Origin of the sequence: Kutzneria sp. CA-103260 (assembly GCF_018263855.1) — a bacterium.
GTDB lineage: Bacteria > Actinomycetota > Actinomycetes > Mycobacteriales > Pseudonocardiaceae > Kutzneria.
Map to the genome: position 1 here is coordinate 8,333,042 of NZ_CP073318.1, position 26,078 is coordinate 8,359,119.

The following is a 26,078-nucleotide window of genomic DNA, read 5'->3' on the forward strand; positions in this document are numbered from 1 at the left end:
TCAGGCCGCCCCGAACGTCTGCCGCTGCCGGCCGAGGCCGTCGATCTCCAACTCGACGACGTCGCCCGGACGCAGGTACGGCTTGGGGTCCGGCTGGCCCAGCGCCACGCCCGCCGGAGTGCCGGTATTGATCAGGTCGCCGGGGCGCAGGACCATGAACTGGCTGAGGTAGCGGATCACCTCGGCCACGGGGAAGATCATGTTCTTGGTGGAGGAGTCCTGCTTCAGCTCGCCGTTCACCCACAGCCGCAGGCCGAGGTCCTGCGGGTCGCCGACATCCTCGGCGGGCACCAGGTACGGCCCGAGCGGGTTGAAGGTCTCGCAGTTCTTGCCCTTGTCCCAGGTGCCGCCGCGCTCGATCTGGAACTCCCGCTCGGAGACGTCATGCGAGGTCACGTAGCCGGCGACGCAGGCCAGCGCGTCGGCGTGGGTGTCGAGGTAGCGGGCCGTCTTGCCGATGACGACGCCCAGCTCGACCTCCCAGTCCGTCTTCACGGACTTTCGGGGTACCAGCACCTCGTCGTACGGGCCGACCACGGTGTCCGGCGTCTTGAGGAACAGCACCGGCTCGCTCGGCGCGGTGGCCCCGGTCTCCTCGGCGTGGTCGGAGTAGTTCAGCCCGATGCAGATGATCTTGCCGATGCCGGCCAGCGGCGGGGCGATCCGCTCGTTCGACACGTCGAGGGCCGGCAGCTCCCCGGCGGTCAAGGCCGCACGGACTCTGGCCAGGCCGTCGCCGGCGAGGAAGGCTCCGTCGATGTCGGCCGTCACCGGGCGGAGGTCGTGGACGACGCCCTCCTCGGTGCGGACGGCGGGGCGCTCGCTACCGGGAGCGCCGAGGCGCAGCAGCTGCACGGAGGGTTCCTCCTCGCTCGAACCGAAAGACATCCGATGTATATCCGCTGAGTCGAGCGAAGTCCAGACTCAGGGCGGGAACATTGACCGAACTGATCCGATGACTCCATGGGGTGGCTGTGGCGAATACCGAGGGTTACCTGGTTGGCGTGGACGCCGGGGGGACCACGACCCGGGCCCTCGTGGCCGACCTGAGCGGGGCCCGGGTGGGCACCGGGCGGGCCGGCGGGGCCAATCCCAACTCGCATCCGCCGGAGGTCGCGGCCGAGCAGGTGGGCGCGGCCATCGCCGCCGCGCTGGCCTCCGCCGGCGTGCCGGCCGACCGGGTGCGGGCCGGTGTGCTGGGGCTGGCCGGGGCCAGCAAGCTGGCCGACGAGCGGGTGGCCGCGCTGTTCGACGCCGCGTGGCACGGGGCCGGGCTCAAATGCGGCCTTCGTGTCGTCACCGACGCGGAGGCCGCCTTCGCGGCGGGCACGGCGTCGGCCGACGGCACGGTCCTGGTCGCCGGCACCGGCTCGGCCGCGGCCCGCATCGTGAACCGGCGTCAGGTGGCGATCGCCGGCGGGTTCGGCTGGCTGCTCGGCGACGAGGGCTCGGCGTTCTGGCTCGGGCGGCAGGCCGTGCGAGCCACGCTCCGCACCTTGGCCACCGGCGCGGCGCTGGGCGCGCTGTCCCGCACCGTGCTGGCCAACACGCTGGCGATCCAGGACGTGAGCGGTGATCCGGTGCTGCGGCGGTCGGTGGTGTCACGGCTGATCACCGCCGTCAACGCCGAACCGCCGATCAACCTCGCCCGGCTGGCCCCGCTGGTCGCCGCGGCCGCCGAGGCCCACGACCCGGCGGCCGGCGAGATCGTCGAGGAGGCGGTGGACTGGCTGGTGCGCACCGCCCGTGACGCGCGCTCGGCCGGCGAGCGGAGCCCCGTGGTGGCGATCGGCAGCGTCGCGACGGCCGGCGGTGTGCTGGGCGAACGCCTGCTCGCGGCGCTGGCCGAGGCCTGTGGCGGCCCGGTCTCGGTGGCCAACGACGGCGCCGCCGGTGCGGCCTGGCTCGCATCCCTGGAACTCCTCGGCGCGGCCGCCTTGACGCTGCGCCCCCAACTCCTCGGCAGCACCTGAGACGCCACATGCGCTTCCTACTTGGCCCCTGAGCACCCCCACCCAGAACGCCACATGTGCGCCACATTCGCCCCCCAACGCCACATGTGGACCACATGTGGCGAAAAAGGAGGGGGTGGGGTGGGGGTGGCGGGCTAGGCGCCGAGGGGTTCTGGATTGGCGCGGGCGCGAAGGGCCTCGATGTGGGTGGGGTCGCCGATGTCCTCGTAGACGGCCTGGGCGGCGGCCCAGGACTGGCGGGCCTCGGGCAGGCGTCCGAGGTCGGCCAGCACGTCGCCGATGCGGGACAGGGCCTCGGCCTCGGCCCAGCGGTCGCCGGCGGAGCGGCTGGTGGCCAGGGCCTGGTGCAGCTCGCGCAGAGCGATGTCCGGGTGGCCGCGGTCGGCGTGCACGGCGGCCATCTTCATCAGCACCCAGGACTGGGCTTCACGGGCGCCGAGGCTCTCCTGCACGGCCAGGGAGCCGGCCATGGCGCTGAGGGCGTCGTCGAAGCGGCCCTGCGAGCGGTGCACGTCGCCGATGGTGACCAGGGCCAGGCCGACGCCCTCCTGGTCGTCGAACTCCCGGAACAGGGCCAGGGCCTGCGCGGCGAACTCGTCGGCGCGGGCCATGTCGCCGTTGTCCACGGCGAGGAACGCGGCGCCGGCCAGCGACCAGGCCTCACCGAGCGGGTCGTTGCTCTGCTGCCGCAACCGCAGGGCCCGCATGTACAGCTGGGTGGACTGGACGAAGTCGCCCATCCGCCGGTAAGCCTCGGCCAGGTTGACCGACACGCAGCCCTCGGCGTTGGGGTCGCCGGTGCGCTCGGCGGCGGTCAGCGCGAGCTCCTGGGTCCGCACCCAGACGGTCCACGGCTTGCGGTGCAGCCAGTAGTTCCACAGCGCGACCGCGAACTTCCACGTCGGCCCACACACCCGATGTTCCAGCCCGAGCTGGACCACCGGCACGAAGTTGGGCAGCTCGGCGTCGCACCAGCCTAGCGCGGTGTCGTGGTCGGCGAAGGCTAGGGCCATCACCGGCGGCGTCAGCGGATCGGGGTCTAACTCCTCGACGCGGAACGGGGCGAGCGCGAGCCCGGCGGCGTAGGCGGTGGCCTGGTACCAGGTGACCATGCGGGCCACGGCCGGCCCGCGTTCCTCGGCCGCCACCAGCTCGGCGGCGTACTCACGGAGCAGGTCGTGCAGCTGGTACCGGTCACGGCCGACGGCCTGCGCGAGGTGCGACCCAGCCAGCCGATCCAGCAGCGAGCGGGCGGTGGCCATCGGCAGGTCGGCCAGCGCGGCGGCGGCGCCGGTGCTGATGTGCGGCCCGCGATGCAGGCCCAGCAGCCGGAACAGCCGTGCGCACGGCTCGTCCAGCCGCCGGTACGACCACTCGAAGACGGTGCGCAGCGCGACGGAGTCGAAGGTGGACAGCACTTCCAGCCGGCCGTCCGCGTCCAGCTCATCGACCAGGTCGCGGATCAGGTAGTGCGGCTGGGCCAACGCGCGTTCGGCGGCGATCCGCAGCGCCAGCGGCAGGAAACCGCAGCGCACCGCCAGATCCGTGACAGCCCGCGGCTCGGCGTCGGCCCGCTCGTCGCCGATCACCCGCCGGATCAGGGCCACCGAGTCGGCCGGCGTCATCGGCCCGAGGGTCACGCGCAGCGCGTTCGTCTGCACGGCCACGCTGGACAGCCGTTCCCGACTGGTGATCATGACCGCGCAGCCCGGGGCGGCCGGCAACAGCGGTCGCACCTGGTCGCCGTCGGCGGCGTTGTCCAGCACCACCAGCAACTTCCGGTCCGCGACGACCGAACGGAACAGCGCCGCGCAGCGGTCGAGCCCATCCGGCACGCCGGAGGCCGGCACGCCCAGGGCGATCAGGAACTCGGCCAGCGCCACCCGCGGCTCGACCGGCTGGGCGTGCCGGGAATGCCCGCGCAGGTCCACATACAGCTGGCCGTCGGGAAAGCGGTCCACGGCGTGGTGGGCCCAGCGCAGGGCCAACGTCGTCTTGCCGCTGCCGGGCGGGCCGTCGACGATCACGGCCTGCGCGCCGGCGCTGTGCAACAGGGTCAGCTGCTCGTCGCGGCCGACGAAACGCCGGATGCCGGCGGGCAGCTGGGCCGGCCGGACCGCGGCCTCGGCGCTGGCCAGCGCGACCAGCGCGCCGCCCCCGCCCAGGGTGTCGTCGCAGGCGCGGGCCAGTTCCGGCGAGGGCGGGCGACCGTTCTCGACCTTGCTCAGGTAGCCGGGAGTGAAGCCGATGAGCTTGGACAGGTCGCGCAGGGACAGGCCGCGCTGCTGGCGCAGCCGCCGCAGCTCGCGCCCGAACAGAGCGCCCTCGGTCCTGCCTCGCACCATGCCCCTACCCCGGGTCGGTATCGGGCACCAGTCTACGTCGCGGATGTCGTAAACCCGGGTGGTCAGCGGGCAGCGCTGCCCGGAATGCCCACCAGGTCGGCGCGAGCATCACCACGTAGAGCGGCCAGGACAGCGCGACCCGGGCGATGCCGGAGGCGACCACGTCGTCCTGCCACCACAGGTAGCCGAACACCAGGACCCGCAGCACGTACTGGAGGGCGTAGACCAGGGTGGCGCGGCCGTAGGCGCGTAACAGGTCCGGGTCCTGCCGCCAGCGGGTGCGCTGGCCCAGCAGCGCGCCGATGATCACGCCCAGCAGCGGCCACCGGACCGCCCAGCTGACCACGAAGGCCAGTCCGCTGGCCGCGTTGCTGAGCAACTGGACCAGGAAGAAGTCGATGGCCCGGCCGGTGTACATGGCCACCAGCGCGGCCACCGACACCACGAACGCGCCGACCAGCACCGCGCGGATCTTGTCGCCCCGGATCAGCCGGACCACGCCGACCGCCACGGCCACGCCGACGGCGATCAGCGCCCCCCAGCCGACCGAGTGATTCGTCAGCAGCCAACCGGCCACGAAGGCGATGGACGGCAGCGTCGCGTCCAGGGCCGCGCCGCGCCCGCCGAGCAGCTGCGCGAAGGTCTCTTCCCGCTCGATCACCCCACCAGCCTGCCAGGTTAGGCAAACCTAATGGGTAAGTTACACACACCGTTACAACCTGAATACGCGGTGAACGACCCATTGACCTGGGTGAGCGCGGTCACTACCGTGGCACGGAAATCGTCTGGAAAGTTAACAGACAGGAGTTCCCAGTGCGAGCCGGAAGCCCGAGACTGCTGCGCGAGATCAACGACCGCGCCGCGATCGACGCGCTGCTGCGCAACGGGCCGCTCACCCGGTCCGAGCTGGAGGGCATCATCGGCCTGTCCAAGCCGGCCACCGCCCAGCTGCTGACCCGCCTGGAGGCACAGGACATCGTGCGCCGGGACGGTCTGCGCGGCGGCGGCCGGGGCCCGCGGGCCCAGTTGTGGGCCGTCAACGGCGGGCTCGCGCACGTCGCCGCGGTCGACCTCACGCCCGACTCGGTGGACGTGGCCGTCGCCGACATCTCCGGCGCCACACTGACCGAGCACCACGCCCTGATGCCCAAGGGCAGCGACGTGCTGACCGTGTTCGCCGAGGCCATGTCCAAGGCCGCCAGCGACGCCAATCTCCAGGTCAGCGACCTGCACCACGTGGTGGTGGGCAGCCCCGGCGCGGTCGACCCGGCCACCGGGCAGCTCGGCTTCGCGCCGCACCTGCCCGGCTGGGAGGGCTTCGACGTGGTCGGCCGGCTGCACGAGCTGCTGGGCACCTCGGTCACCGTGGAGAACGACGTCAACCTGGTCGCCCTGGAGGAGATGATCACCGGCCGCGCCGTGGACGTGCGCGACTTCGTGCTCGTCTGGCCGGTGGACGCGGTCGGCTCCGCGGTCGTGATCAACCGGGTGCTGCTGCGCGGCGCCACCGGCGGCGCCGGCGAGATCGACTGGATGCGGGTGCCCGACCTGTCGCGGCAGGACACCGGCATCGACCGCGCCGGCACCCGCTACGGCGACCTGCTGTCCAACGCCTCGGTGACCAAGCTGGCCCGCTCGCACGGCATCGCCGCCCGCCACGCGCTGGGCGCGGTCACCAAGGCGCTGTCCCAGGGCACCGCCGGCCGCGAGTTCCTCACCGACCTGGCCCGGCGCATCGCCGTCGGCGTGGCCAACGTGGTCAGCGTCGTCGACCCGGAACTGGTGCTGCTGTCCGGTGAAGTCGCGCAGGCCGGTGGCACCGTGCTGTGCGAACTGGTCGCCACCGAGCTGCGCCGCCTGGTCATCCCCCGAACCCCGGTCGAACTCGCGTTGGTCGCCGGCCACGCCGTTCGCGCCGGGGCCATGCACTCCGCCCTGGCCGTGGTCAGGGATGAGGTCTTCGGCCTACCGGCCAACGACATGCTGCCGCCGCTGCACACCGCTCGATAAATCCGCCGATGAAACTCCCTGTCCTTGGAGGGCCCATGCGCACCCCCAGACGCGCTGCCCTGTCCCGAGCAGCCACCTGTTCGGTCGGAGCATTAGTCCTGCTGCTCTCGGCGTGCACCGCCGGCGGCGGCGGTTCCAGCGGCGCCCAGGCCGCACCGGGCGCGGACCAGAAGGTCACGCTCACCGTCTACAGCAACTTCGCCGACCGTGAGTTGGGCATCCTGAACAAGGTGCTGGACGGCTTCCACGCCGCCCACCCCAACATCACGATCAACAGCCAGGGCAGCCAGGACGACGACAAGATCACCCAGTCCATCCGCGGCGGCAACCCGCCGGACGTGGCGATCTCCTTCTCCACCGACAACATCGGGCAGTTCTGCTCGTCGGGGGCCTGGCAGGACCTCAAGCCCTACATCGACCGGGACAAGGTGGATCTGACCCAGATCCCCAAGGCGGTGCAGGACTACACCGAGTTCAACGGCACCCGGTGCGCGCTGCCGATGCTGGCCGACGACTACGGCCTGTACTACAACAAGGACCTGTTCGCCGCCAAGGGCATCACCGCGCCGCCCAAGACGATGAGCGAGCTGCTGGAGGACACCAAGAAGCTGACCGAGTTCAACCCGGACGGGTCGATCAAGGTCGCCGGCTTCATCCCGCAGTTCGGCTTCTACGCCAACCACCCGCAGGTGTGGGCCCCGCAGTTCGGCGCCAAGTGGCTGGACAGCAACGGGAAGTCGGACCTGGCCACCGACCCGGCCTGGACCGCGATGTTCAACTTCCAGAAGCAGCTGGTCGACTTCTACGGCTGGGACAAGCTGCAGAAGTTCACCGCCGGCCTGGGCCAGGAGTACTCGCCCGACCACGCCTTCAACAAGGGCCAGGTCGCGATGATGTACGACGGTGAGTACCGCACCGCCTTCCTCAAGTCGGACGCGCCGAACATCAACTACGACACCGCGCCGTCCCCGGTGGCCGACGACAAGTCCGACCTGTACGGCGGCGGCTACGTGACCGGCACGATCATCGGCATCCCCAAGGGCGTCAAGAACGCCGGCGCCTCCTGGGAGCTGCTGAAGTACCTGTCCTTCGACACCAACGCGTTGGTGCAGCTGGCCAACGGCCTGGGCAACGTGCCGACCACCAAGACCGCGCTGCACAGCCCCGACCTGAAGCTGCCGCCGCAGTTCAACACCTTCCTCAAGGTGTTCGACAACCCGAACCTGGCCAACAACCCGGCCAGCCCCAACGGCGGCGCGTACCTGAAGACCGTCGAGGACCTGGGCTCGTCCTGGCAGAGCGGTCAGGTCAAGGACCTGCACGCCGCGTTCGCCCAGGCGGACAAGACGATCGACGACGCCAAGGCGCTCGGCGGCAACTGATGACAGCGACTCTGCTCGGCTCGGCCGACGCGGCCGCCCCGTCCGCCCCCACCCCGGGGCGGGCGCGGCGGCGCAGCCGCCATCTGAAGTGGGTGCTGCTGTTCCTGGCGCCGTGGGCCGCCGGCATGGTGCTGTTCTTCGTGTACCCGCTGCTGGCGACGGTGTACTTCTCGTTCACCAACTACGACGGGCTGAACACCGCCGACTTCGTCGGACTCCGCAACTACGTGTTCATGTTCACCAGCGACCCGCTGGTGAAGGCCGCCGCGTACAACACGCTGTGGCTGGTGGTCGTGCTGACCATCGGCCGGCTGCTGTTCGCGATGGGCGTCGCCCAGATCCTGACCAAGGTGCGCAACGGTTCCGGCTTCCTGCGGGCGCTGTGCTACCTGCCGTCGCTGGCCCCGCCGGTGGCCGCCACGCTGACCTTCGTCTTCCTGTTCAACCCGGGCACCGGCCCGGTGAACACGATCCTGGGCTGGCTGGGCATCAACGGACCGCTCTGGTTCAACGACCCCAACCTGTCCAAGCCGTCGCTGACCCTGCTCACGCTGTGGGGCTCCGGCGAGCTGATGATCATCATCCTGGCCGCGATGCTGGACGTGCCAGCCGATCTCTACGAGGCGGCCCAGCTGGACGGGGCCGGCCCGTGGGTCCGGTTCCGCCGGATCACGCTGCCCTCGATCGCCCCGGTGCTGCTGTTCGGCGTGGTCAACTCGATCATCTTCGCGCTGCAGTACTTCACCCAGGCGGTGGTGGCCGGCTCGGTGGCCTCCGGCTCGGCCGACGCGGTGGGCAACTCCAAGCTCATCGGCTACCCGGACAACAGCACGCTGACCTTCCCGGTGTGGATGTACAACGAGGGATTCCGCTCGTACCACATGGGTTACGCCTCGGCGATGGCCGTGCTGCTGTTCATCGTCTCGTTCGCGTTCACCGCGATCCTGATCCGGCAGCTGCGCGCCGGCAAGGCGGAGGCATCCTGATGGCGACCCTGACCGCGACCGCGGCGCCGACCCGTTCGGCGCCGCCGCGCAAGAAGCGACACCCGAGGGACGTTCTCAGCTGGGTCGCCGTGCACGCCGTGGCGCTGGCCCTGGGCATCGGCTTCGCGCTGCCGATCGTGTTCGTGCTGCTGACCGCGTTCATGTCCGACCAGCAGGCGCTGACCTCGGACCTGTGGCCGCGCTCGTGGCACCCGGAGAACTTCCTCACGGTGTTCGAGAAGGCGCCGATGCTGGAGTACTTCGGCAACAGCCTGCTGTACTCGGTGCTGGCCACCGTCGGCATGCTGTTGTCCAGCATTCCGGCCGCCTACGCGCTGGCCCGGCTTCGCTTCCGTGGCAGCAACTTCATCTTCATGCTGGTGATCGCCGCGATGATGCTGCCGCCGCAGGTGGTGGCCGTGCCGATCTACAGCATGTGGGCGAACCTGCACCTGACCGGCACGCTGTGGCCGCTGGTGGTGCCGTACTTCCTCGGCGACGCCTTCAGCATCTTCCTGCTGCGCCAGTTCTTCGTGACGGTGCCGCAGGACTACTTCGACGCGGCCCGGATGGACGGCTGCAACGAGTTTCAGATGCTGTACCGGGTGCTGGTGCCGATGACCCGGCCGGGGCTGGCCGCCGCCGGCCTGTTCACCTTCCTCTACACCTGGAACGACTACTTCGGACCACTGCTGTACGTGGGCGAGAAGCAGGACAGCTGGACGCTCTCCGTCGCGCTGGCGTCCTTCCGGGGCATGCACCAGGTGCAGTGGAACCTGACGATGGCCGCGACCGTTCTCGTCCTGGTGCCGGTGATCGTGCTTTTCCTGTTCGCACAGAAGTCCTTCGTCAAGGGGATCACTTTCACGGGAGTCAAAGGGTGAAACTCACTGTTGTTGGGGGCGGTTCCACCTACACCCCGGAGCTGATCGACGGTATCGCCGGCCGCCGCACCAGTCTGGACGTGGACGAGATCGTGCTCGTCGACCCGGACGCGGAGCGGCTGGCGGTGGTCGGCCCGTTCAGCCAGCGCCTGCTCGACCACGCCGGGCACCCGGCCAAGGTTCGCACCACCAGCGTTCTCGAGGAGGGTGTCGACGGTGCGTCCGCCGTACTGCTGCAACTGAGGGTCGGCGGGCAGACCGCGCGCCGCTCCGACGAGACGTTCCCACTGGTCTGCGACTGCGTCGGCCAGGAGACGACCGGAGCCGGCGGGCTGGCCAAGGCGCTGCGCACGGTGCCGGTGGTGCTGGACATCGCCGAGCGGGTGCGCAAGATCGCCGGTGACGACACCTGGATCGTCAACTTCACCAACCCGGTCGGCATCGTCACCCGGGCGCTGCTGGAGGCCGGGCACCGGGCGGTCGGGCTGTGCAACGTGGCCATCACGTTCCAGCGCTGGACCTCGCAACTGCTTGGCCTGCAACCGAACGAGGTCAAACTGGAGCACGTAGGCCTGAACCACCTGACGTGGGAGCGCGGGCTGATCGTCAACGGCGAGAACGTGTTGCCGAAGCTGATCGAGGAGCATTCCGAGGAACTCGCCGGCCACATCGGCATTCCGGCGCCGCTGATCCGCCGGCTCGGCGTCGTGCCCTCGTACTACCTGAAGTACTTCTACGAGCACGACGAGGTGGTGGCCAAGCAGAAGCACGAGCGGCCGCGGGCCGACGTCGTGATCGAGGTCGAGAACGAGCTGCTGAAGGTCTACCAGGACCCCAAGGTGGTGACCAAGCCGGAGGCGCTGTCCCAGCGCGGCGGCGCCTACTACTCGGAGGCCGCCGTCCAGCTGGTGCACTCGCTGACCAGCGGCGCCCCCGGCGAGGAGCACGTGGTCAACGTGCGCAACAACGGCACGCTGCCGTTCCTGCCGGACGACGCGGTCATCGAGGTTCCGTCCATTGTGGACGGAAATGGCGCGACCCCGCTGCCGGTCAAGCCGGTCGAGCCCGGGTTCGCCGGGCTGATCTCGCACGTGACCGGGTACGAGTACCTGGCGCTGGAGGCGGCCGTCCACGGCGGCCGCGACCGGGTCGCCGACGCACTGCTCGCCCACCCGTTGATCGGCCAGTACTCGATCGCCGAGAAGCTCGCCGACGAGCTGGTCGCGGAGAACAAGGACCTACTGCCATGGGCCAAGGCGTGAAGGCCGCCGTGCTCGCCATCGACGGCGGGAACAGCAAGACCGACGTGATCCTCATCGACGACGGCGGATCGGTGCTCGCGCACGTGCGCGGGCCCGGGGCGTCGCCGCAGAACATCGGTCTGCGCCCCAGCCTCGAATCGTTCAACCGCATGGTGAACGAGGCGGCGAGCAAGGCCGGGCTGGCGACGAACAAGCCGTTCGCCCGGCACACGGCGGCCTACCTGGCCGGCGCCGACCTGCCGCGGGAGGAGGAGATCCTCCAGCGGGAGTTCGGTCTGCTCGGGTGGTCGGACACCACCATGGTCGGCAACGACACGTTCGCGCTGCTGCGCTCCGGCACCTCCGACGGTGTCGGGGTGGCGGTGGTGTGCGGGGCCGGCATCAACTGCGTCGGCGTCGCCCGTGACGGTCGGGTGCACCGGTTTCCGGCCCTTGGCCGGATCTCGGGCGACTGGGGCGGCGGCTCGCAGATCGGCGGCGACGCCCTGTGGCACGCCGTGCGCGCCGACGACGGCCGTGGTCCCCAGACCGCGCTGCTGCCGGCGATCCTCGCCCACTTCGGCGTGACCAGCATCAGCGAGGTCGTGGCCGGGCTGCACTTCGAGGAGATCAACGGCGACGTCGTGCACGAGCTCTGCCCGCTGCTGTTCCGGGTCGCCGCCGACGGTGACGAGGTGGCGGCCTCGGTGGTGGAACGGCTGATCGAGGAGATCGTCGTGCTGGCCACGGTGTCCCTGCGCCGGCTCGACCTGCTCGGCGAGCAGGTCGACATCGTGCTCGGCGGTGGGGTGCTGACCAACTCCGGCGACGCCATGCTCGACGAGATCACCCGCCGCTGCCACGACGTCGCGCCGCTGGCCGACGTGCACCTGGTCGACCTGCCCCCGGTGGCCGGCGCCGCCCTGCTCGGCCTGGACGCCATCGGTGCCAGCGCCGAGGTCGAGGAGCGGCTGCGCGCCCACTACGCCCCCGAAGAGCGGTTGGTCGCGGGCTGACAGACCCCGTGGGCAGGGGCTTGAAGGCGGCGGCGGCCCCTGTCCGCGGTTCCAACGTTGCATGTCTCCAAGACCTGCAAACCTCTGCCGCACGCACCACTGACGACAACAAACCCCGGCCGCGGCGGCCGGGGTTTGTTGTCGTCAGCGACCCGCCTGGCTGGGTTTGTGGGTCTTGGAGACACCCATACCTAGCGGCCGGTCGGGATGTTGATGGGGTCGGTCGTGGTTGTGGTGACCGGGACCGTCGTCGTGGTCGTGGTGGTCGGCGGCGTGGTGGTGGTCGTGGTGACCGTGGTGGTGGTGACCGTCGCGCCGACCACGTCCGCCTTGGTGCTGGACGTGGGCGGCTTGCTCACGGTGATCGTCTTCACGGTCGGGGTGCCGTTGACCGTCACCGTGGAGGCGACGACGGTGACCGGGAAGCCGTCGCCGTCCATGGGCATGTCGTCGCCGCCGAGCGGCCCGTTGGTCAGCAACGGCTGACCGCCCCGGTCGATGGTCTTGACCGGGGCCTGGCCGTCCGCGGCGGACGCGAGCTGCACTCCGACAACGATTCCGATCACGGCGGCAATGGCCGCACTGGCGGACACCGCCGATCGCAACGACAGACGCACGGGGAAACTCCTCCATCGACCAGGCTCGGTCGGACCATCGGGGAGCACACCACGTGCGCTACCAGATGGAGCAGTTACTCACCCGTTCGTGTCAAGAATGTCCGCCTTTCGGGGGGTAACCCTCAACGCCGGCTGGCCATCCTGATCATGTCGCCGAGCCGGTGGATCAGACCACTGGCGTCGGCCGGCGACACGGTGGCCCAGTCCTCGCCGTCCCGGCCCCGTCCGGACACGCCCAGGTACCGCCCGGCCTCGGTGTCGAACCAGGTCAGCCCGGGCATCCGCCGGGCGTCGCCGCGCTCGTCGAACATGGCCCCGGAGAACTGGCCCAGCCGCAGCACCGGCTCGCCGAGCATGGTGGTCAGCGGCTGGTACTCGGGGCTGTGTCGGTTGGGCTGTGCGAGCTCCGCGGCCGGCACCGACACCTGTTGCCCGGGACCGGGCCGGTGCGGCGGCAGGAGCGCCACCAGCGACGCCGCCAGGGCGGTGTCCCGGATGTACTCCAGCCGCATCGTGCCGCCCTGCTGCACGGCCAGCAGTGCCCGCTGGCCGATGGCCACGGAGGCGGCGTAGACCATGGGCCCGCGCTGCGCGTCCAGCGTGGAGATGGTGTCCAGCTGGACGTGCGGCCGCGCGAGCAGCCGCAGCGCGTCCTCCAGGCCCGGGTCGAGCTGGCGACCGCGCGCCAGCCCGCCCCGCTCCAGGTCCTCGTACACGGCCGTGCGAATCCCCGCGCGCTCGTCCAGGGTCGCCCCGTGGCTGGGCACGTCGAACGGATAGGGCACGGACCCGATTCGCAGGTCCTCCCACACGATGTCGAACGCGGCCAGCGGGAGGATCGCGATCGGCGGCATCAGTACCCGCCGCTCGGATTCTCACCGATGACGGTGGGGGCGACCATCTGGCCGTCGCCGAACACGTCGTCGGTCTCGACCAGGAACGTCGGCCGCTTGTGCTCCTTGTCCTCTTCCTTCTTGCCGCCGCGGCCGGCCCCGCCGGCGCCCATGCCGGACTGGCCGACGCTGCCCTGCGCGCCCATGCCGCCGCGCGCGCCCGAGCCGCCCTCGCCGGCCGCACCCGTGCCGGTCGAGGAGCCCATGCCGGGCTTGGCCGACGCCGACGAGGTGCTGCCCGGGCCGCCCGCGCCACCGCGGTAGCCGCCGCCACCCTCGCCGCCACCGGCACCGCCGGCCAGGCCGATCGCCGGGGCGCCGCCCGGACCGTACGGGCTGTTCGGGCCGCCCGCGCCGGGGGTGTTGCCGTAGTTGGGGCCGTTGAAGCCGGGGCCACCGGGGCCCGGGTCGTAGCCGGCCAGCCGGGTCGGGCCGCCGCCGGGGCCACCGACCTGGTTCGGGTTGTAGCCGCCGGGGACCGGGCCGCCGGGCTGCGCCGCGTGGTAACCGCCACCGCCAGTCGCCGGGTTGTAGCCCGAGCCGCCGTAGCTACCGCCGCCCGACGTGCCGTGGTACGCCGCGACGCCGCCGCCCGCGCCCACCGGGCCCGCGCTGGCCAGCTGCGTGTTGGCCGTGCTGCCGCCGCTGAGGTCCGGCGGCGGCGTGAACGCCGGGATCGAGGACGACGCCGACTGCATCGAGGCGTCGCGGGCCTGGATCACCTGCACGGCCTTGTTCTTGGCGTCGTTGGACGCCTCGTGGGTCAGGTACATCTCGGCCGGCAGCGCGATCAGCGAGATCGGGTTGGTCGCCGCCTGCGCCAGCATCTTGCCCGGGTTGTACTCGATCGGATCCGGCATGTCCGCCTTGGCCTTGGCCGCCGCGTCCACCTGGTCGTGCATGGCCGTGCCGGTCGCGTTGAAGTACTGCGCGGTGTCGGCACTCCAGTCACGCACCTTGGCCAGATGCGCCCGCGCGAGGTCGGCCGCCGCACCCTCCCAGTGCGACTGCGACCCGTTGATCGCCGCGTCCAGCGTGATCGCGGCGTCGCGCATCTGGTCAGCCAGGCCCTGCCACTCGTCGCCGGCCTTGTAGGCGGTGCCCGGCTCCACGTCCTGCGTCACCAGCGTCTTGAGCTGATCGTGCGACATGCCCGGGTAGTTCTGATTCGGATGGGGAACCGCGGGGTGTCCCGTCATCGCTGCATACCCCCTGTTTCGAAAGAACTCATGAGACCAGCGGAAGCTTCGGCTCAGCGGCGGTGGCCAGCGCCTTGGCGTGGTCGCAGGCAGCCGGATAGGTCTTGGCATCCTGTGCCGTCACCAGCACGCTGAACGTGATGTCGGAGGCCAGTGCGATGTCGACATCACACGTGGCCGCGGCGTCGGACTTGAGCAGCAATGCCTTGTGACCGCCGATGGTGAGCGGCGAGCTGGTCGGATTGGCGCCGCTCGGGTCCGGGCGCTTGCCCAGCGCGTACTGGGCGATGCTGGTGGACACCACATCCGCGTTGGGACCGGACCATTCACAGTTGTTCCCCGCGAGCTTCTGGGGTGGGTTGGCCAGTCCCATCGACGACAGCAGGTCCTGTGGCAGCACGGCGCACACGTCGAGTTGCGGCGCGGCGGCTGTGGTCGGGCTCGCGGACGAGGCACCGCCGGCCGTGGGCACAGCAGTTCCGGCCGCAGACCCGCCACAGCCGGCCGCAGCCAGCGCTACGCCGGCCGTGACTACCGTGAGTAGAACAGGACGACGCACTAGTAGTTCCCCGCCCGATTCACGCCACCGTGGGCATCCTTGTCAGAGCCCTGGTAGCCCTTGACACTGGAATTGATCGCTTCGATGAGCGCGTCCAGATTGTTGGCGAACGCCAGCAACTGGCCGTTGGCGGAATCCGGGCCGCCGGACTGGATCGCCATGTTGCGCTGGGCGATCTGCTGCGCGTATCCGCCGCCGATCGGCATCTGCGACGAGTTCTGGAACCTGGCCCGCGCCTGAGCCGTGATCTGCTTGATCTCGGTCAGCTTGTCGTTGATGACCTTGGCGGTGTTCTCGTCGACGGCGAACTGGCCCGTCTGGGCCGCGCCGGACATGCCGTCCATCAACGCGAAGAGGCCGCCGAACCAGCCGCTGTTGCCGTTCTGCGCGTTCACCTGCTGCGCGTAATCAAACGTCCGCTGGGCCGCTGGGTCCATCGGCTGCTGTGCCCCTGGCGTCGACATGCCTCTCCCCACCCTGAGTGCTGACGGATCCTGATGCTAGCGAATCGGCCACTCGGACGCAGAAAGGTTCACCAAGGTTCCCTCGCGGGAAAAAATCATCAGAGCCGGGCGAGCACCGCCTTGGCCACCGGGGTGAGCAGGCGTTTGACCGTTTCGCGGTCGCCGGCGGCGGCCCCGCCGGTGGAAAGGGTGATCACCGATCGGCCGGTGCGGAACGTCAGGTTCCAGGTCGACGGCCCTGTATCGGTAAGGCAGGCCGGTCCGTCACCAAGAGTCACGCCCAGAGTCACGGTCGACGGGCCGCACAGCGACCGGCTCTCCTGGGCAGTCCACTGTGGTTTGTCCCACACCGTCATGTCGAGCCGGATGTCCCGGTACTGCGGACCGAGCGCGCCGTCGGGCACCACGTTGGACCGCACGCAGCTGGCGGCGGTGCGCAGCCCGGTCTCCCCGTCGCTCTGCGGCACGCTGGCGAAGCCGGCGTCGTTGTACTCCAGCACCAGCGACGAGGGCCCGCCCGGATAGGCCAGCTGGAAGGCGTCCGAGGCGAGCAGCGCGCACGGGCTCTTCACGCCGTCGAACGGCGCGGTGTGCCGGTACACGGCGGGCCCGGACGGCCCGGCGACCACGGCGTCGACCACCGACCTGGTCACGTCGAGCACGAACTGGTGCTGGTCGCGGTCGCCGTACAGCGGCTTGCGCAGCTCGAAGGTGATGGCCACGGCCAGCCGGGGCCGGCCGATCACGGTGGTCCAGCCGGAACCGTCCCGGTAGGACGACACCTCCAGCCCGCGGTCGTGCAGCACGATGGCGTTGTTCTGGGTCGGCCAGGACCGGGTCTGGTCCACCTTGTCCGAGGTGGCGAACGGGGTCTGCTGCACGGTGACGTTGAGCTCGTCGCCGCCGAGCAGCGTGTACCGGCAGTTGCTGATCGAGTCCAGGCCGCCCTGCGGCACGGCGGCCTCGGCCGGCACGTTGCCGTCGAGGTGGCTGTCGATGAACGAGGAGCCGGGGTCGATGCGCACGCCCAGGTCGCCGAGGGTGCGCGTGGACAGCAGGGCGCACGCGTCATAGGCGGCGGTGTCGCCGTAGTTCAGCGGCTCCCCGCCGCCCGGCTCCTGCACCACGACCGGGTGGCCGACCGGCGGCAGGTCCCCGGGCTGGGACTGCGGGGCGGCGTCGCTGCCGCCGGCGACCACGGCGACGAGCACCAGAACAACGGCGGCGGCCGCGGCGGCCATCAGCCACCCGAAGCGCTGCATCAGGGACTCCAGGGAACACCGAGAGCGACAGGGACGGCGCAGACGGTAGCCCCTGGCGATCACGGTGTGGCCGGCAGCCTCCCGTCGGCCACGAAGGCCGCCTTGAGTGCGTCGTAGCACGCCGTCTCGGCGTCTTTGCCCTGGTCGACGTCGATCTGGACGCTGGAGTGGGCGGTGGCGGCGAGGTACAGCGAGCAGCCCGGCGCGTCGGTCTTGATGACCTTTTTGCCGGCCCGCCCGTGCACCGAGGTGACCGTCACACCAGGCGGAAGGGCCAGGTCACCGAGGCCGACCTGGGTGAACAGGCTGATGGACAGGTAGTAGTCGTCGCCGAGCAGCCAGCCGCACGAGCTGGACGCCGACACATTCACCCCATTGTGTGCATCTGTGGTGATGCCGAGCGCGCCGCGACCCGACTGGTCGATCAGCCCGCACGGGTCGACGCCGTCCAGCGACGCCGGCCGGTTCGATGAGATCCCGGCCACGCCGGGAGTTCCCGACGAGGCGGGCGTGTTCGCACCGGATGAGCAGGCCGCGAGCAGGAACAGGCCGCCGACCAGCAGGGCCGCACGTGGGGACATGGCGCAGACCCTAGCCGTCGTCGATCACCTACGGAGGCGTAACCGACGGTGGCGTAGGTCGAGGTCAGCGGTGCATCCTCTTCAGTTGGTTGGCCTGTCCAACCTTTTTTGTGGGGGTTGTGGAGGAGGGAAGGCAGTGCAGCACCATCGCTTCACCACGTTCGTGGCCGTCGGCGACAGCTTCACCGAGGGGTTGGAGGACCTGGGCCCGGACGGCCAGGCCTACCGGGGCTGGGCCGATCGGCTGGCCGAGCTGCTGGCCGCGGACGCGCCGGAGTTCCGCTACGCCAACCTGGCCGTGCGCAGTCGCAAGATGCGGGAGATCCTGGCCGACCAGGTGCCGGTGGCCGCGGCCATGAAGGCGGACCTGGTGTCGCTGTGCGCCGGCACCAACGACATCATCCGGCCCGGCAGCGACCCGGACGGGGTGGCCCGGCTGTTCGAGGAGGCCGTCACCCAGCTGACCGCGGCCGGCAGCCATGTGGTGATCTTCACCGGGATGGACACCAAGGGCACGCCGGTGCTGGGCCGGCTGCGCGGCAAGATCGCCACCTACAACGGGCACCTGCGGGCCATCGCCGACCGCCACGGCGCCACCGTGGTCGACCTGTGGCCGCTGGAGATGTTGCGCGACTCCCGGGCCTGGGCCGCCGACCGGCTGCACCCCTCACCCGAAGGGCATCGCCGGCTGGCCCTGCTGGTGGCCGACCGGCTCGGCATCGAGGCTGGTTCGTGGGACGAGCCGTGGCCGCCGGCGCCGCCGCTGGCTCCGATGGCCCAACGACGTGCGGACCTGCGCTGGGCCAAGGAGTTCTTCGTGCCGTGGATCGGCCGGCGGCTGCGTGGCGTGACCTCGGGCGACGGCCTCACGGCGAAGCGGCCGGAGCTCAGCGAGCTCTGAGCGGAATCCGATCCGCCGGCGGTCGAATCTGCGAGGCGGTGGACCCTGCCGGGCGAAGCCCGGCCTCGGGGGTCTGGGGGTCGCCCCCCAGAACAAATGACGGACGACGTGGCCCGCGCTTTCCGCGGGCACACGTCGCCCAGAGTCTGTGTGGTTCCTACCTGACCCCCAGGCGCAGGTAGGAACCACACAACGGGTCCGGCCGACGCTCTCCCCGAACATCGGCTGAACCACCCCGGGTGACCAGACCCCCTCTTGGTCCCTTCGCGTCACCCGCGCACAGCCGCTCGATGCCGTCGGCATCGAGCGGTGTCTGCATTCACGCTTTCACATTCCGCAGCGCGGGCACTAAACGTCGGCTAAACCGGCCAGCAGACCCTCGACGGCGTCGGCGTAGGGCGAGCGCATCCGGCGGTAGACCGTGAGCGCGAGGTTGAGTTCGAGCCGGGCGGCCTGGCCCCGGCCCTGCTCCAGGTGCAACTCGCCGAGCTGGTGGTGCAGCATCGCCTCGACGTAGGCCATGCCGTAGGTCTGGGCCAGTCGCAGGCCGTCGCGGGCGTAGCCCTCGGCCTCGTCGTAGCGGCCCAGCTGCCGGCTCACCCAGCACAGGTTGGCCAGCGAGCGGGCGCCGTCCTCGTGGTTGCCGCCGGACTCGTGCAGTGCCAGCGCCCGCCGGTAGAAGTCGAACGCCGGCTCGTCCTGGCCGCGGTCCTGGGCCAGCACGCCGAGGTTGTTCAGCGCGATGGCCTCACCCTGGCCGTCGCCGATCCGCCGGTAGAGGTCCAGCGAGGTGCGCAGGTAGGTCTCGGCCTCGTCGAACCGGCGCAGCTCGGCCAGGATGCCGCCGAGGTTGTCGCCGGCGATGGCCACCAGCGCCGGGTCGTCCAGCTCGACGGCGATCCGGTGGGCCTGCTGGTAGCGCCCCAGCGCCAGCTCGAACTCGCCGACCAGCTCGGCGGCGTTGCCCAGGCCCCTCAGCATGCGCGACTCACCGTCCCGGTCGCGGCTGGCCCGCGCGCCGCGCAGACCCAGCTCGAACAGCATGGCCCAGTCGGATGTCAGACCCCTGAGGTACACATAGGTGCGCAGGCACAGCGCGAGCTGCCAGGTGTGTCTGTGCAGTCCCAACGCCGCGCCCAGCCGCACGGCGGCCACCAGGTTCGGCCACTCCGCGTCGAACCAGCGCAGCGCCTGTTCGGCTGAGGCCAGCATCGGCGTGTCGGCGATCTCACCGGAGACCGTCGGCTCGTGGGCGTCTCGGGGCGGGCGGACCAGCCGGTGCGCCCGGTCGGCGACAAGGAGGTAGTAGTCCAACAACTTCTCGGCGGCGCGGGCCCGCTGCCGGTCGGTCAGCTCCGCGCCGGCGACCTCGCGGGCGTGCAGCCGGATCAGGTCGTGCAGCGTGTAACGGTCGGCCCGGGTCTCGGTGAGCAGGTGCGCGCTGGCCAGCTCGCGCAGCCGGCGCCGGGCGGTCACCAGGTCGGCCCCGGTCAGCGCGGCGATCACGTGCGGGGTCACCGAGGTGCCCTCGTGCACGCCGATCGCGCGGAAGGTCTCGGCCAGGTCGGGGTGCAGCGTCCGATAGGAGACGTCAAACGCGCCGCGCACGCTGGTGTCGGCGTCCTCCAGGTCGAGGGCGCGCAGCCGGTACTGCTCGTCGGCCAGCTCGGCCACCAGGTCCTCAACGGTCCACTGTGGACTGGCGGCCAGCCGGGCAGCGGCGATGCGCAGCGCCAGCGGCAGGTGTCCACACAGCGCGGCCAGCCGGCGCAGCGAGTCGATCTCGGCGCTGCGGCGCTGGTGCCCGGTGGAGAAGTCCAGCAGCCGCACCGACGCCTCGCTGGACAGCGTGGTCATCGCGAGCAGCCGCGCGCCGCCGCGAGCGACCAGGCCGTCCAGCCGGCGACGGCTGGTGACCACCACCAGCGAGCCGGAGCCGGCTGGCAGCAGCGGCCGGACCTGCTCGGAGTCGCGGGCGTCGTCCAGCAGCACCAGCACCCGACGCTCGGCCAGCAGCGACCGGTAGAGCCCAGCGCGCTCGTTGAGGTCCAGCGGGATGGCCTCGGCCGGCACGCCCAGGGCCAGCAGGAACTGGGTCAGCACTTCGGCCGGCGAGGTCGGCTCGTGGCCGGCGTCGAAACCCCGCAGCGCGGCGAACAGCTGGCCGTCGGGGAATCCGGCGGCGTTGCGGTGGGCCCAGGTCAGGGCCAGTGCGGTCTTGCCGATGCCGGCCGGGCCGACCACGCCGGCGACGGTGATCGCACCCTCCACGCCGCCGCTGTGCTGGAGGCCGTCCAGCCAGGCCAGCTCCACGTCCCGGCCGGCGAACGCGCTGGTGGCGGCGGGCAGCTGGGCCGGGATGACCGGGCCGTAGACCTGCCGGTTCTTGGGCGCCGCCGGCACCGGCAGCCGCAGCGCCGGGTCGTCGCGCAGCACCTGCTCGTGCAGCTGCCGCAGCTCGGGGCCGGGATCGATGCCCAGCTCCTCGGTGGCGTAGCGGTGGAAGCGCCGGTACGAGACCAGGGCGTCGATGCGCCGCGCGGACCGGTACTGGGCCAGCATCAGCAGGCTGAGCAGCCGCTCCCGGAAGGGGTGGTCGTCGACGAGCCGGCGCAGCTCGCCGATCACCTCGGCGTGCCGGCCCAGCTCCAGGTCGGCGGCGATGCGCTCCTCGACCGCGGCCAGCCGCAGCTCGTCGATGTCGGGCTGGCCGGTCTGCAGCTGGGCGCCGGCCAGCAGCGGGCCCCGCCACAGGTCGAGGGCCCGGCCGAGCAGGGCGGCCCGCTCGGCGGCGGGCTGGCCGCTGGCCTCGCCGATCATCTGCTTGGCCCGGTGCAGGTCGACCAGCTCGGGCTGCACCTGGAGCACATAGCCGGGCGGCTGGGTGCGGATGGACGCGTTGCCGCCGGCCTTGGCCAGAATGCGCCGGAGTTTGGAGACATAACCGTGCACGATGGTGCGTGCGGTCTCGGGCGGGTCGTCGCCCCACAATGCATCGACAATTCGGTCAAAAGGGACGACCTGATTCGCGTCGAGCACCAACAGCGCGAGCAGGCTGCGCACGCCGGATCCGCCGAGCGCCGCGGGGCGCCCGTCGACCAGCAGCTGTACCGGGCCGAGCACACCGAACTCGAGCATGGCACCTGCTCGCTCGACGGTCGTGGACGGCAGCATCATCGGGGGCAGCTCCCTGAGGCGAGCGATGCGTCCAACTTACGGGAACCTGATAACCATTCGTGAGACGTCTCCCCGGAACGGTCTAGTAAATCGCTACTCAGCGTAGCGATTTGCCCGCTGGTTAGACCTATCGTGTTATTCCACCACAGACGCGCGACCGGGCCCGCAAGTTCCCTCAGCCGAGCAACTTCGCCAGCCGCGCCCGCACACTGGCCACCCACGGCGTGCCGATGTGGCCGAACGAGCGCAGCGCTTCCTCCCACACCGCGCGGGCCGCCAGCTTGTCGCCGCGGTCCAGGTAGACGTCGCCGAGGCCGCGCACCGCGTAGCCCTCACGCAGCGCCGTGCCGCTGACCCGGGACAGCCGCACGGCCTCGGTGAAGCAGGCCTCGGCGTGGTCCAGCCAGCCGGCGGCGCGGTTGGTCTCACCCAGGTGCACCCGCACCCAGGCCTGCCGCTCCTGGTCGTCGTAGTGCTGGTAGATGCGCAGCGCCTGCTGGTTGTAGGCCAACGAGGCCTCGTAGTCGCCGCTGAGCCTGGCCAGCTCGCCCAGCGTGCTCAGCGGCTGGGCCTGCCGGTAGCGGTCGCCGAGCAGCCGGTACAGCGCGAGCGACTGGCGGGACAGCGCCACCGCCTCGTCATGCCGGCCCACGTGGAACAGCGCCGACGCCGCGAAGGCCGAGCCCAGGGCCACCACCGGCAGGTCGCCGTCGCCCTCGGCCAGCCGGCGGCACGCCTCGTGCTCGGCCAGGGCCCGCTCGTGCTCGCCGAGCCGCCCGTAGAGCAGGCCGAGGCCGTGGTGCATGAGGGCCTGGCCGTTACGGTCACCGGCCGCCTTGGCCGCGGCCAGCCCCAGCTCGTGGCCGGTCCGCCAGTCCTCCCACGGGCAGTGCGTGGCCAGGAAGTCCAGCTGCAACCGGGCCAACTGCCAGACCCGGGTGTGGAAACAGGCCTGGTGGGCGTTGCGCAGCACCGAGATCAGGTTGCCCCGCTCGCGTTCGAACCAGGCCAGCGCGTGGGCCCGGGTCTCCAGCCGGGGCGTGGCCACGATCGAGCACAGCGAGGGGCTGAGCGAGTCGGCCGGCGGGCGGATCAGGCGGCGCGCCCGGTCGGAGACCACGCAGTAGTACTCCAGCACCCGGGCCCCGATGGTGAACGCCTCGGCCTGGGTCAGCTCGGCGAAGGCGACCTCGCGGGCGTGCAGGCGGACGAGGTCGTGCATGGTGAACCAGTCCTGGCTGGTCTCGGTGACCAGGTGGGCCGCGCTCAGCGCCCGCAGCGCGGCGCGGGCGGCGCTGACCGGGCTGCCGGACATGGCGGCCAGCAGGTGCGGCCCGAAGTTGGCACCGGGGAAGAAGCCGAGCAGCCGGAACACCGAGGCGTACTCCGGGGGCAGCGTGCGGTAGGAGACGTCGAACGCCCGCCGCACGCTGACCTGCATGTCGTCGTCGGCGTCCTCGATGTCCAGGACCTGCAGCCGATGCCGCTCGTCGGCCAGCTCGTCGGCCAGCCGGGCCAGTGCCCCGGTCGGGGCCATCGCCAGCCGGGCCCCGACGATGCGCAGGGCCAGCGGAAGATGACCACAAAGGTTTGCAATTCGTGAGGCGTTCACCGGATCGCGCTGCGACCACGGGATGTCCGACACCTCGTCGAGCAGCCGCACCGCCTGCGGGCCGGGCAGCGTGCCCACCGGCACGTACGCGGCGCCGTCCCGCGCGACCAGTCCATCCAGCCGACGACGGCTGGTCACCACAGTCAGCGGGCCGCGGCCGCCGGGCAGCAGCGGCCGGACCTGCTCGGAGTCACGGGCGTCGTCCAGCAGCACCAGCATCCGCCGGCCGGCCAGCAGCGACCGGTACAGCGCGGCCCGCTCGGCCAGGTCCACCGGCACCGCCTGGGGCGCGACGCCCAGCGCGATCAGGAACCGCCGCAACACGTCCGCCGGCTCGGCCGGCGGACGGTTCTGGTCGTAGCCGCGCAGGCAGACGAACAGCTGCCCGTCGGGGAACTCCCTGGTCACCTGACCGGCCCAGGTCACGGCCAGCGCCGTCTTGCCGGTGCCGGCGGCGCCAACGACCACACCCAGCGTGGACGTGTCGGCCTGGAGCAGGCGGTCCAAGCTGGACAGCTCCTCGTGCCGGCCGGTGAAGCCGGTCGGGGCCGGCGGCAGCTGCGCCGGGGCCACCACGCCGGCGATCTCCACACTGGAGGGCTCCGGCGGCAGCAGCGACGGGTCGTCGTAGAGGATGCGGTCGTACAGGGCGCGCAGCACCGGGTCCAGCGGCAGGTCACGGCGGCCGGCCTGGATCCGCTCGTACACGGCGAGCGCCTCGGCCCGGCGGCCCTGCCGGTGCAGCTCGGTCATCTGCCGGCCGACCAGGTCCCGCCGCAGCGTGTCGGGCAGCAGCGCCAGATCGGCGGCGGAGATGGCCGTCGGGTCGTGCACGTCGATGCGCTCGGGGTTGATGCGCAGCCGGTAGCCGAAGCGCTCGGTGATCAGCTCGGTGTCGCCGCCCGGATCGGCCTTGTCCAGCAGCACGCGCAGCTCGTCGGCCGCCTCGGTGTGCTCGGTCAGCACGATCTCGTTGGGGTGCAAGGCGATTCTGGTCAGCAGCGTGCACGCCTCGGTCGAGTCGACGGCCAGTGGACCATCAACCCCGAGGATCTCGGGCCGGCCGAGCAGACGGATCAGGACACCGTCGCCGCGGACCGCCGGATGCGCGCTGGTCACGTGCTTCCCCCGCCCCATCAGGTGGTTCTGACGGGCAAGCTACCGCCATCGCCGGCAGTGGGTCGCGGGCCGGCCGGGCCTCCGGTCGAAATGCCCGGACATCTTTGCCCGATTCGTGGCCGGTGACGAGGCGGTGAGCTGCGAAGCGGTCCCGCCGTCCGCTCCCGATTGCGGACGACGGGACCGCGCTGCGCCAGTTTGGCCGCCAACAGCTCGGAACTCACCCCGAGCGGGAGTCCCGACCTGCCGGTGATCAAGGTCTGGCGAAGCGGAAGTGGCCTTGCGCCAACGGAATTGGCAAACCCGGCCGCTCCCCGGTTTGCGCGGCAACCGTAACAGAGCGCGTGTGACCGGTCACAGCCACCCCACCCTATCGGAGCATCACCGGTGTTCAGGGCCGCCGAACCAGTTTCGCAGCGCACTTGTGACACCGGCGGCCTCCTCCCCGACCCAGACGACATGCCCGTCCGGCCGTAGCAGCAAACCTGTTTCCGTCACTTGATCGGTTCGGGTGACGATCGCGTGCACCCGGTCGGCCCAGGGCCGCGCCGCCTCGGCGAGCGATCCGTCGCCAAGATCGAGCAGCACCCCCCGCCCGCTTCCGAACAGCTGATACAGGGTCGTGCCGGCGAGCTCCAGGTCCCGCATTCGCCGCCCCAGCAAAGGGTTTCCCGCGCCCACGTCGTAGTGCACGCCCACCCCCGACACCTGCTCGGCGAGATGGTCGTTGACCTGGTCGTATGCACCCAAATCACGCAGCACCGCCCGCAGCGGCGCGATCTTGGGGTCGGGATCCATCAGCAGCGCCTGTGCCCTGGTGTTGGCCAGCACCGCGGCGCCGACCGGATGGCGCTCCGAGTGGTAGCTGTCGAGCAGGCCCGCCGGGGCCCAGCCCTGCACCTCGGCGGCCAGCTTCCAGCCGAGGTTGAAGGCGTCCTGGATACCCAGGTTCAGCCCCTGGCCGCCGGCCGGCGAGTGGATGTGCGCCGCGTCGCCGGCCAGCAGCACCCGACCGTCCCGATAGGACGCCGCGAGCCGGCTGGGCGTGCCGAAGCGGGACAGCCAGCGCGGCGAGTGCAGGCCGAAGTCGCGGCCGGTCACCTCCCCGACCCGGCGGGATATCTCTTGCAGCATAGGTGAAACGTCACGATCCTCTGACACGTCCGCGGCGCTGACGATGATCCGGTGCACGTCGTCGTCGACGGGATAGTGGCCGAACAGCCCGGATTCGGTGATCCGGAAGCCGATCGGCGGCGGCTCGGTCACCTCCACGTCGGCGAGGTAGGCGTCCATCCGGGACGGCTCGCCGGGGAAGTCGATGCCCGCCAGCTTCCGCACCGCGCTCCGGCCGCCGTCGCATCCGACCAGGTAGCGGGCCCGGGCCGTGGTCCCGTCGGCGAACTCCGCGGTGACGTCACCGCTCTGGGTGAGGTTTTTCAGTTCCCGGCCCCGGTGGACCGGCACTCCCAGCTCCTGGACCCACTCGGCGAGGATCCGCTCGGTGGCCGCCTGCGGCGTGGTCAGGGCGTACGGGTGACTGGTGTCGAGGCGGTCGAAGCGCAGCGGGAACAGGCCGGCGAAGTGGCCCACCAGCCGGCCGCGCCGGCCGGTGCCCTCGAACCGGGGCAGCAGTCCGCGCTGGTCCAGCAGCTCCACCGTGCGGACGTGCAGGCCCAGCGCCCGGGACTGACCCGTCGGCGCCGGCAGCTTCTCGTACACCTCGACGTCGACGCCGCGCAGGCCCAGCTCGCCGGCCAGCATCAGGCCGGTCGGCCCGGCGCCGATGATGATCACGTCAGTCATGCGTCCCCCTCTTTAACGGCGTTAAGCATCGACAGAACGCCGTTAAGCTGTCAA

At 71.2% G+C, this 26,078-nt stretch carries 21 protein-coding genes; 8 read left to right on the forward strand and 13 right to left on the reverse strand.

The window, feature by feature from the left end; genetic code table 11:
- A complete protein-coding gene (locus JJ691_RS36630; RefSeq protein ID WP_211764109.1) occupies window positions 1–855 on the reverse strand; it encodes a fumarylacetoacetate hydrolase family protein in 855 nt (284 codons plus the stop codon).
- 149 nt (window positions 856–1,004) lie between these two features.
- On the opposite strand from JJ691_RS36630, the gene JJ691_RS36635 reads away from it, so the two are divergent.
- Window positions 1,005–1,973, forward strand: coding sequence for an N-acetylglucosamine kinase (locus JJ691_RS36635; RefSeq protein WP_249227245.1), 969 nt, complete (start codon window positions 1,005–1,007; stop codon window positions 1,971–1,973).
- A gap of 134 nt (window positions 1,974–2,107) precedes the next feature.
- On the opposite strand, the gene JJ691_RS36640 is transcribed toward JJ691_RS36635, so the two are convergent.
- Window positions 2,108–4,318, reverse strand: coding sequence for a tetratricopeptide repeat protein (locus JJ691_RS36640; RefSeq protein ID WP_249227246.1), 2,211 nt, complete (start codon window positions 4,316–4,318; stop codon window positions 2,108–2,110).
- A 4-nt stretch (window positions 4,319–4,322) separates the two neighbouring features.
- A complete protein-coding gene (locus JJ691_RS36655) occupies window positions 4,323–4,979 on the reverse strand; it encodes a DUF3159 domain-containing protein (RefSeq protein WP_211764112.1) in 657 nt (218 codons plus the stop codon).
- 152 nt (window positions 4,980–5,131) lie between these two features.
- Between JJ691_RS36655 and JJ691_RS36660 the strand changes: the two genes are divergently transcribed.
- From JJ691_RS36660 to JJ691_RS36685, 6 genes are read left to right on the forward strand one after another with little or no spacing between them, the layout of a single operon-like run.
- A complete protein-coding gene (locus JJ691_RS36660) occupies window positions 5,132–6,328 on the forward strand; it encodes an ROK family transcriptional regulator (RefSeq protein ID WP_249227247.1) in 1,197 nt (398 codons plus the stop codon).
- A 35-nt stretch (window positions 6,329–6,363) separates the two neighbouring features.
- Window positions 6,364–7,710, forward strand: a complete 1,347-nt coding sequence (locus JJ691_RS36665; RefSeq protein ID WP_211764113.1) for an ABC transporter substrate-binding protein — start codon at window positions 6,364–6,366, stop codon at window positions 7,708–7,710.
- Window positions 7,710–8,696, forward strand: coding sequence for a carbohydrate ABC transporter permease (locus tag JJ691_RS36670; protein WP_211764114.1), 987 nt, complete (start codon window positions 7,710–7,712; stop codon window positions 8,694–8,696). Before JJ691_RS36665 ends, JJ691_RS36670 begins: the two co-directional genes overlap by 1 nt.
- Complete coding sequence (locus JJ691_RS36675) at window positions 8,696–9,580, forward strand: carbohydrate ABC transporter permease (protein ID WP_211764115.1); 885 nt, start codon at window positions 8,696–8,698, stop codon at window positions 9,578–9,580. Before JJ691_RS36670 ends, JJ691_RS36675 begins: the two co-directional genes overlap by 1 nt.
- Window positions 9,577–10,842: a 6-phospho-beta-glucosidase gene (locus JJ691_RS36680; RefSeq protein ID WP_211764116.1), complete on the forward strand. Its 1,266-nt coding sequence runs from the start codon at window positions 9,577–9,579 to the stop codon at window positions 10,840–10,842. Before JJ691_RS36675 ends, JJ691_RS36680 begins: the two co-directional genes overlap by 4 nt.
- The gene (locus JJ691_RS36685) at window positions 10,827–11,837 is read left to right on the forward strand and encodes an N-acetylglucosamine kinase (protein WP_211764117.1); all 1,011 of its coding nucleotides are present in this window, start codon (window positions 10,827–10,829) and stop codon (window positions 11,835–11,837) included. The genes JJ691_RS36680 and JJ691_RS36685 overlap by 16 nt, the downstream gene beginning before the upstream one ends.
- A gap of 191 nt (window positions 11,838–12,028) precedes the next feature.
- Here the strand turns inward: JJ691_RS36685 and JJ691_RS36690 are convergent, their stop codons facing one another.
- The 7 genes from JJ691_RS36690 to JJ691_RS36720 form a co-directional block, all read right to left on the reverse strand.
- Window positions 12,029–12,454 (reverse strand): hypothetical protein, encoded by a 426-nt coding sequence (locus JJ691_RS36690; protein WP_211764118.1) that lies wholly within the window; start codon window positions 12,452–12,454, stop codon window positions 12,029–12,031.
- 122 nt (window positions 12,455–12,576) lie between these two features.
- Window positions 12,577–13,308 carry an ESX secretion-associated protein EspG gene (locus JJ691_RS36695; protein WP_211764119.1) on the reverse strand — a complete coding sequence of 244 codons (732 nt, stop codon included), beginning with the start codon at window positions 13,306–13,308 and terminating at the stop codon, window positions 12,577–12,579.
- Entirely contained in the window at window positions 13,308–14,498 is a 1,191-nt protein-coding gene (locus JJ691_RS36700; RefSeq protein WP_211764120.1) for a WXG100 family type VII secretion target, read from the reverse strand. The genes JJ691_RS36695 and JJ691_RS36700 overlap by 1 nt, the downstream gene beginning before the upstream one ends.
- A gap of 76 nt (window positions 14,499–14,574) precedes the next feature.
- Window positions 14,575–15,105, reverse strand: coding sequence for a DUF3558 family protein (locus JJ691_RS36705; RefSeq protein WP_211764121.1), 531 nt, complete (start codon window positions 15,103–15,105; stop codon window positions 14,575–14,577).
- Window positions 15,105–15,569: a hypothetical protein gene (locus tag JJ691_RS36710; protein WP_211764122.1), complete on the reverse strand. Its 465-nt coding sequence runs from the start codon at window positions 15,567–15,569 to the stop codon at window positions 15,105–15,107. The genes JJ691_RS36705 and JJ691_RS36710 overlap by 1 nt, the downstream gene beginning before the upstream one ends.
- A 98-nt stretch (window positions 15,570–15,667) precedes the next feature.
- Window positions 15,668–16,831 carry a hypothetical protein gene (locus JJ691_RS36715; protein WP_211764123.1) on the reverse strand — a complete coding sequence of 388 codons (1,164 nt, stop codon included), beginning with the start codon at window positions 16,829–16,831 and terminating at the stop codon, window positions 15,668–15,670.
- A gap of 59 nt (window positions 16,832–16,890) precedes the next feature.
- Window positions 16,891–17,412, reverse strand: coding sequence for a DUF3558 family protein (locus tag JJ691_RS36720; protein WP_211764124.1), 522 nt, complete (start codon window positions 17,410–17,412; stop codon window positions 16,891–16,893).
- 136 nt (window positions 17,413–17,548) lie between these two features.
- Between JJ691_RS36720 and JJ691_RS36725 the strand changes: the two genes are divergently transcribed.
- Window positions 17,549–18,313: an SGNH/GDSL hydrolase family protein gene (locus tag JJ691_RS36725; protein ID WP_249227249.1), complete on the forward strand. Its 765-nt coding sequence runs from the start codon at window positions 17,549–17,551 to the stop codon at window positions 18,311–18,313.
- Between the two features lie 348 nt (window positions 18,314–18,661).
- On the opposite strand, the gene JJ691_RS36730 is transcribed toward JJ691_RS36725, so the two are convergent.
- The 3 genes from JJ691_RS36730 to JJ691_RS36740 form a co-directional block, all read right to left on the reverse strand.
- Window positions 18,662–21,451, reverse strand: a complete 2,790-nt coding sequence (locus JJ691_RS36730) for an AfsR/SARP family transcriptional regulator (protein ID WP_249227250.1) — start codon at window positions 21,449–21,451, stop codon at window positions 18,662–18,664.
- A gap of 214 nt (window positions 21,452–21,665) precedes the next feature.
- Window positions 21,666–24,239 carry an ATP-binding protein gene (locus JJ691_RS36735; RefSeq protein WP_211764126.1) on the reverse strand — a complete coding sequence of 858 codons (2,574 nt, stop codon included), beginning with the start codon at window positions 24,237–24,239 and terminating at the stop codon, window positions 21,666–21,668.
- Between the two features lie 363 nt (window positions 24,240–24,602).
- Window positions 24,603–26,024 (reverse strand): FAD-dependent monooxygenase, encoded by a 1,422-nt coding sequence (locus tag JJ691_RS36740; protein ID WP_211764127.1) that lies wholly within the window; start codon window positions 26,022–26,024, stop codon window positions 24,603–24,605.
- Between the last annotated feature and the right edge of the window lie 54 nt (window positions 26,025–26,078).

Coding starts and splice junctions, on each gene's coding strand:
- JJ691_RS36640 (WP_249227246.1), bottom strand. CDS start 4,318: ATGGTGCGAGGCAGGACCGAGGGCGCTCTGTTCGGGCGCGAGCTGCGG.
- JJ691_RS36665 (WP_211764113.1), top strand. CDS start 6,364: ATGCGCACCCCCAGACGCGCTGCCCTGTCCCGAGCAGCCACCTGTTCG.
- JJ691_RS36670 (WP_211764114.1), top strand. CDS start 7,710: ATGACAGCGACTCTGCTCGGCTCGGCCGACGCGGCCGCCCCGTCCGCC.
- JJ691_RS36675 (WP_211764115.1), top strand. CDS start 8,696: ATGGCGACCCTGACCGCGACCGCGGCGCCGACCCGTTCGGCGCCGCCG.
- JJ691_RS36685 (WP_211764117.1), top strand. CDS start 10,827: ATGGGCCAAGGCGTGAAGGCCGCCGTGCTCGCCATCGACGGCGGGAAC.
- JJ691_RS36695 (WP_211764119.1), bottom strand. CDS start 13,308: ATGCCGCCGATCGCGATCCTCCCGCTGGCCGCGTTCGACATCGTGTGG.
- JJ691_RS36700 (WP_211764120.1), bottom strand. CDS start 14,498: ATGTCGCACGATCAGCTCAAGACGCTGGTGACGCAGGACGTGGAGCCG.
- JJ691_RS36710 (WP_211764122.1), bottom strand. CDS start 15,569: ATGTCGACGCCAGGGGCACAGCAGCCGATGGACCCAGCGGCCCAGCGG.
- JJ691_RS36715 (WP_211764123.1), bottom strand. CDS start 16,831: ATGCAGCGCTTCGGGTGGCTGATGGCCGCCGCGGCCGCCGCCGTTGTT.
- JJ691_RS36720 (WP_211764124.1), bottom strand. CDS start 17,412: ATGTCCCCACGTGCGGCCCTGCTGGTCGGCGGCCTGTTCCTGCTCGCG.
- JJ691_RS36730 (WP_249227250.1), bottom strand. CDS start 21,451: ATGCTCGAGTTCGGTGTGCTCGGCCCGGTACAGCTGCTGGTCGACGGG.
- JJ691_RS36735 (WP_211764126.1), bottom strand. CDS start 24,239: ATGGGGCGGGGGAAGCACGTGACCAGCGCGCATCCGGCGGTCCGCGGC.
- JJ691_RS36740 (WP_211764127.1), bottom strand. CDS start 26,024: ATGACTGACGTGATCATCATCGGCGCCGGGCCGACCGGCCTGATGCTG.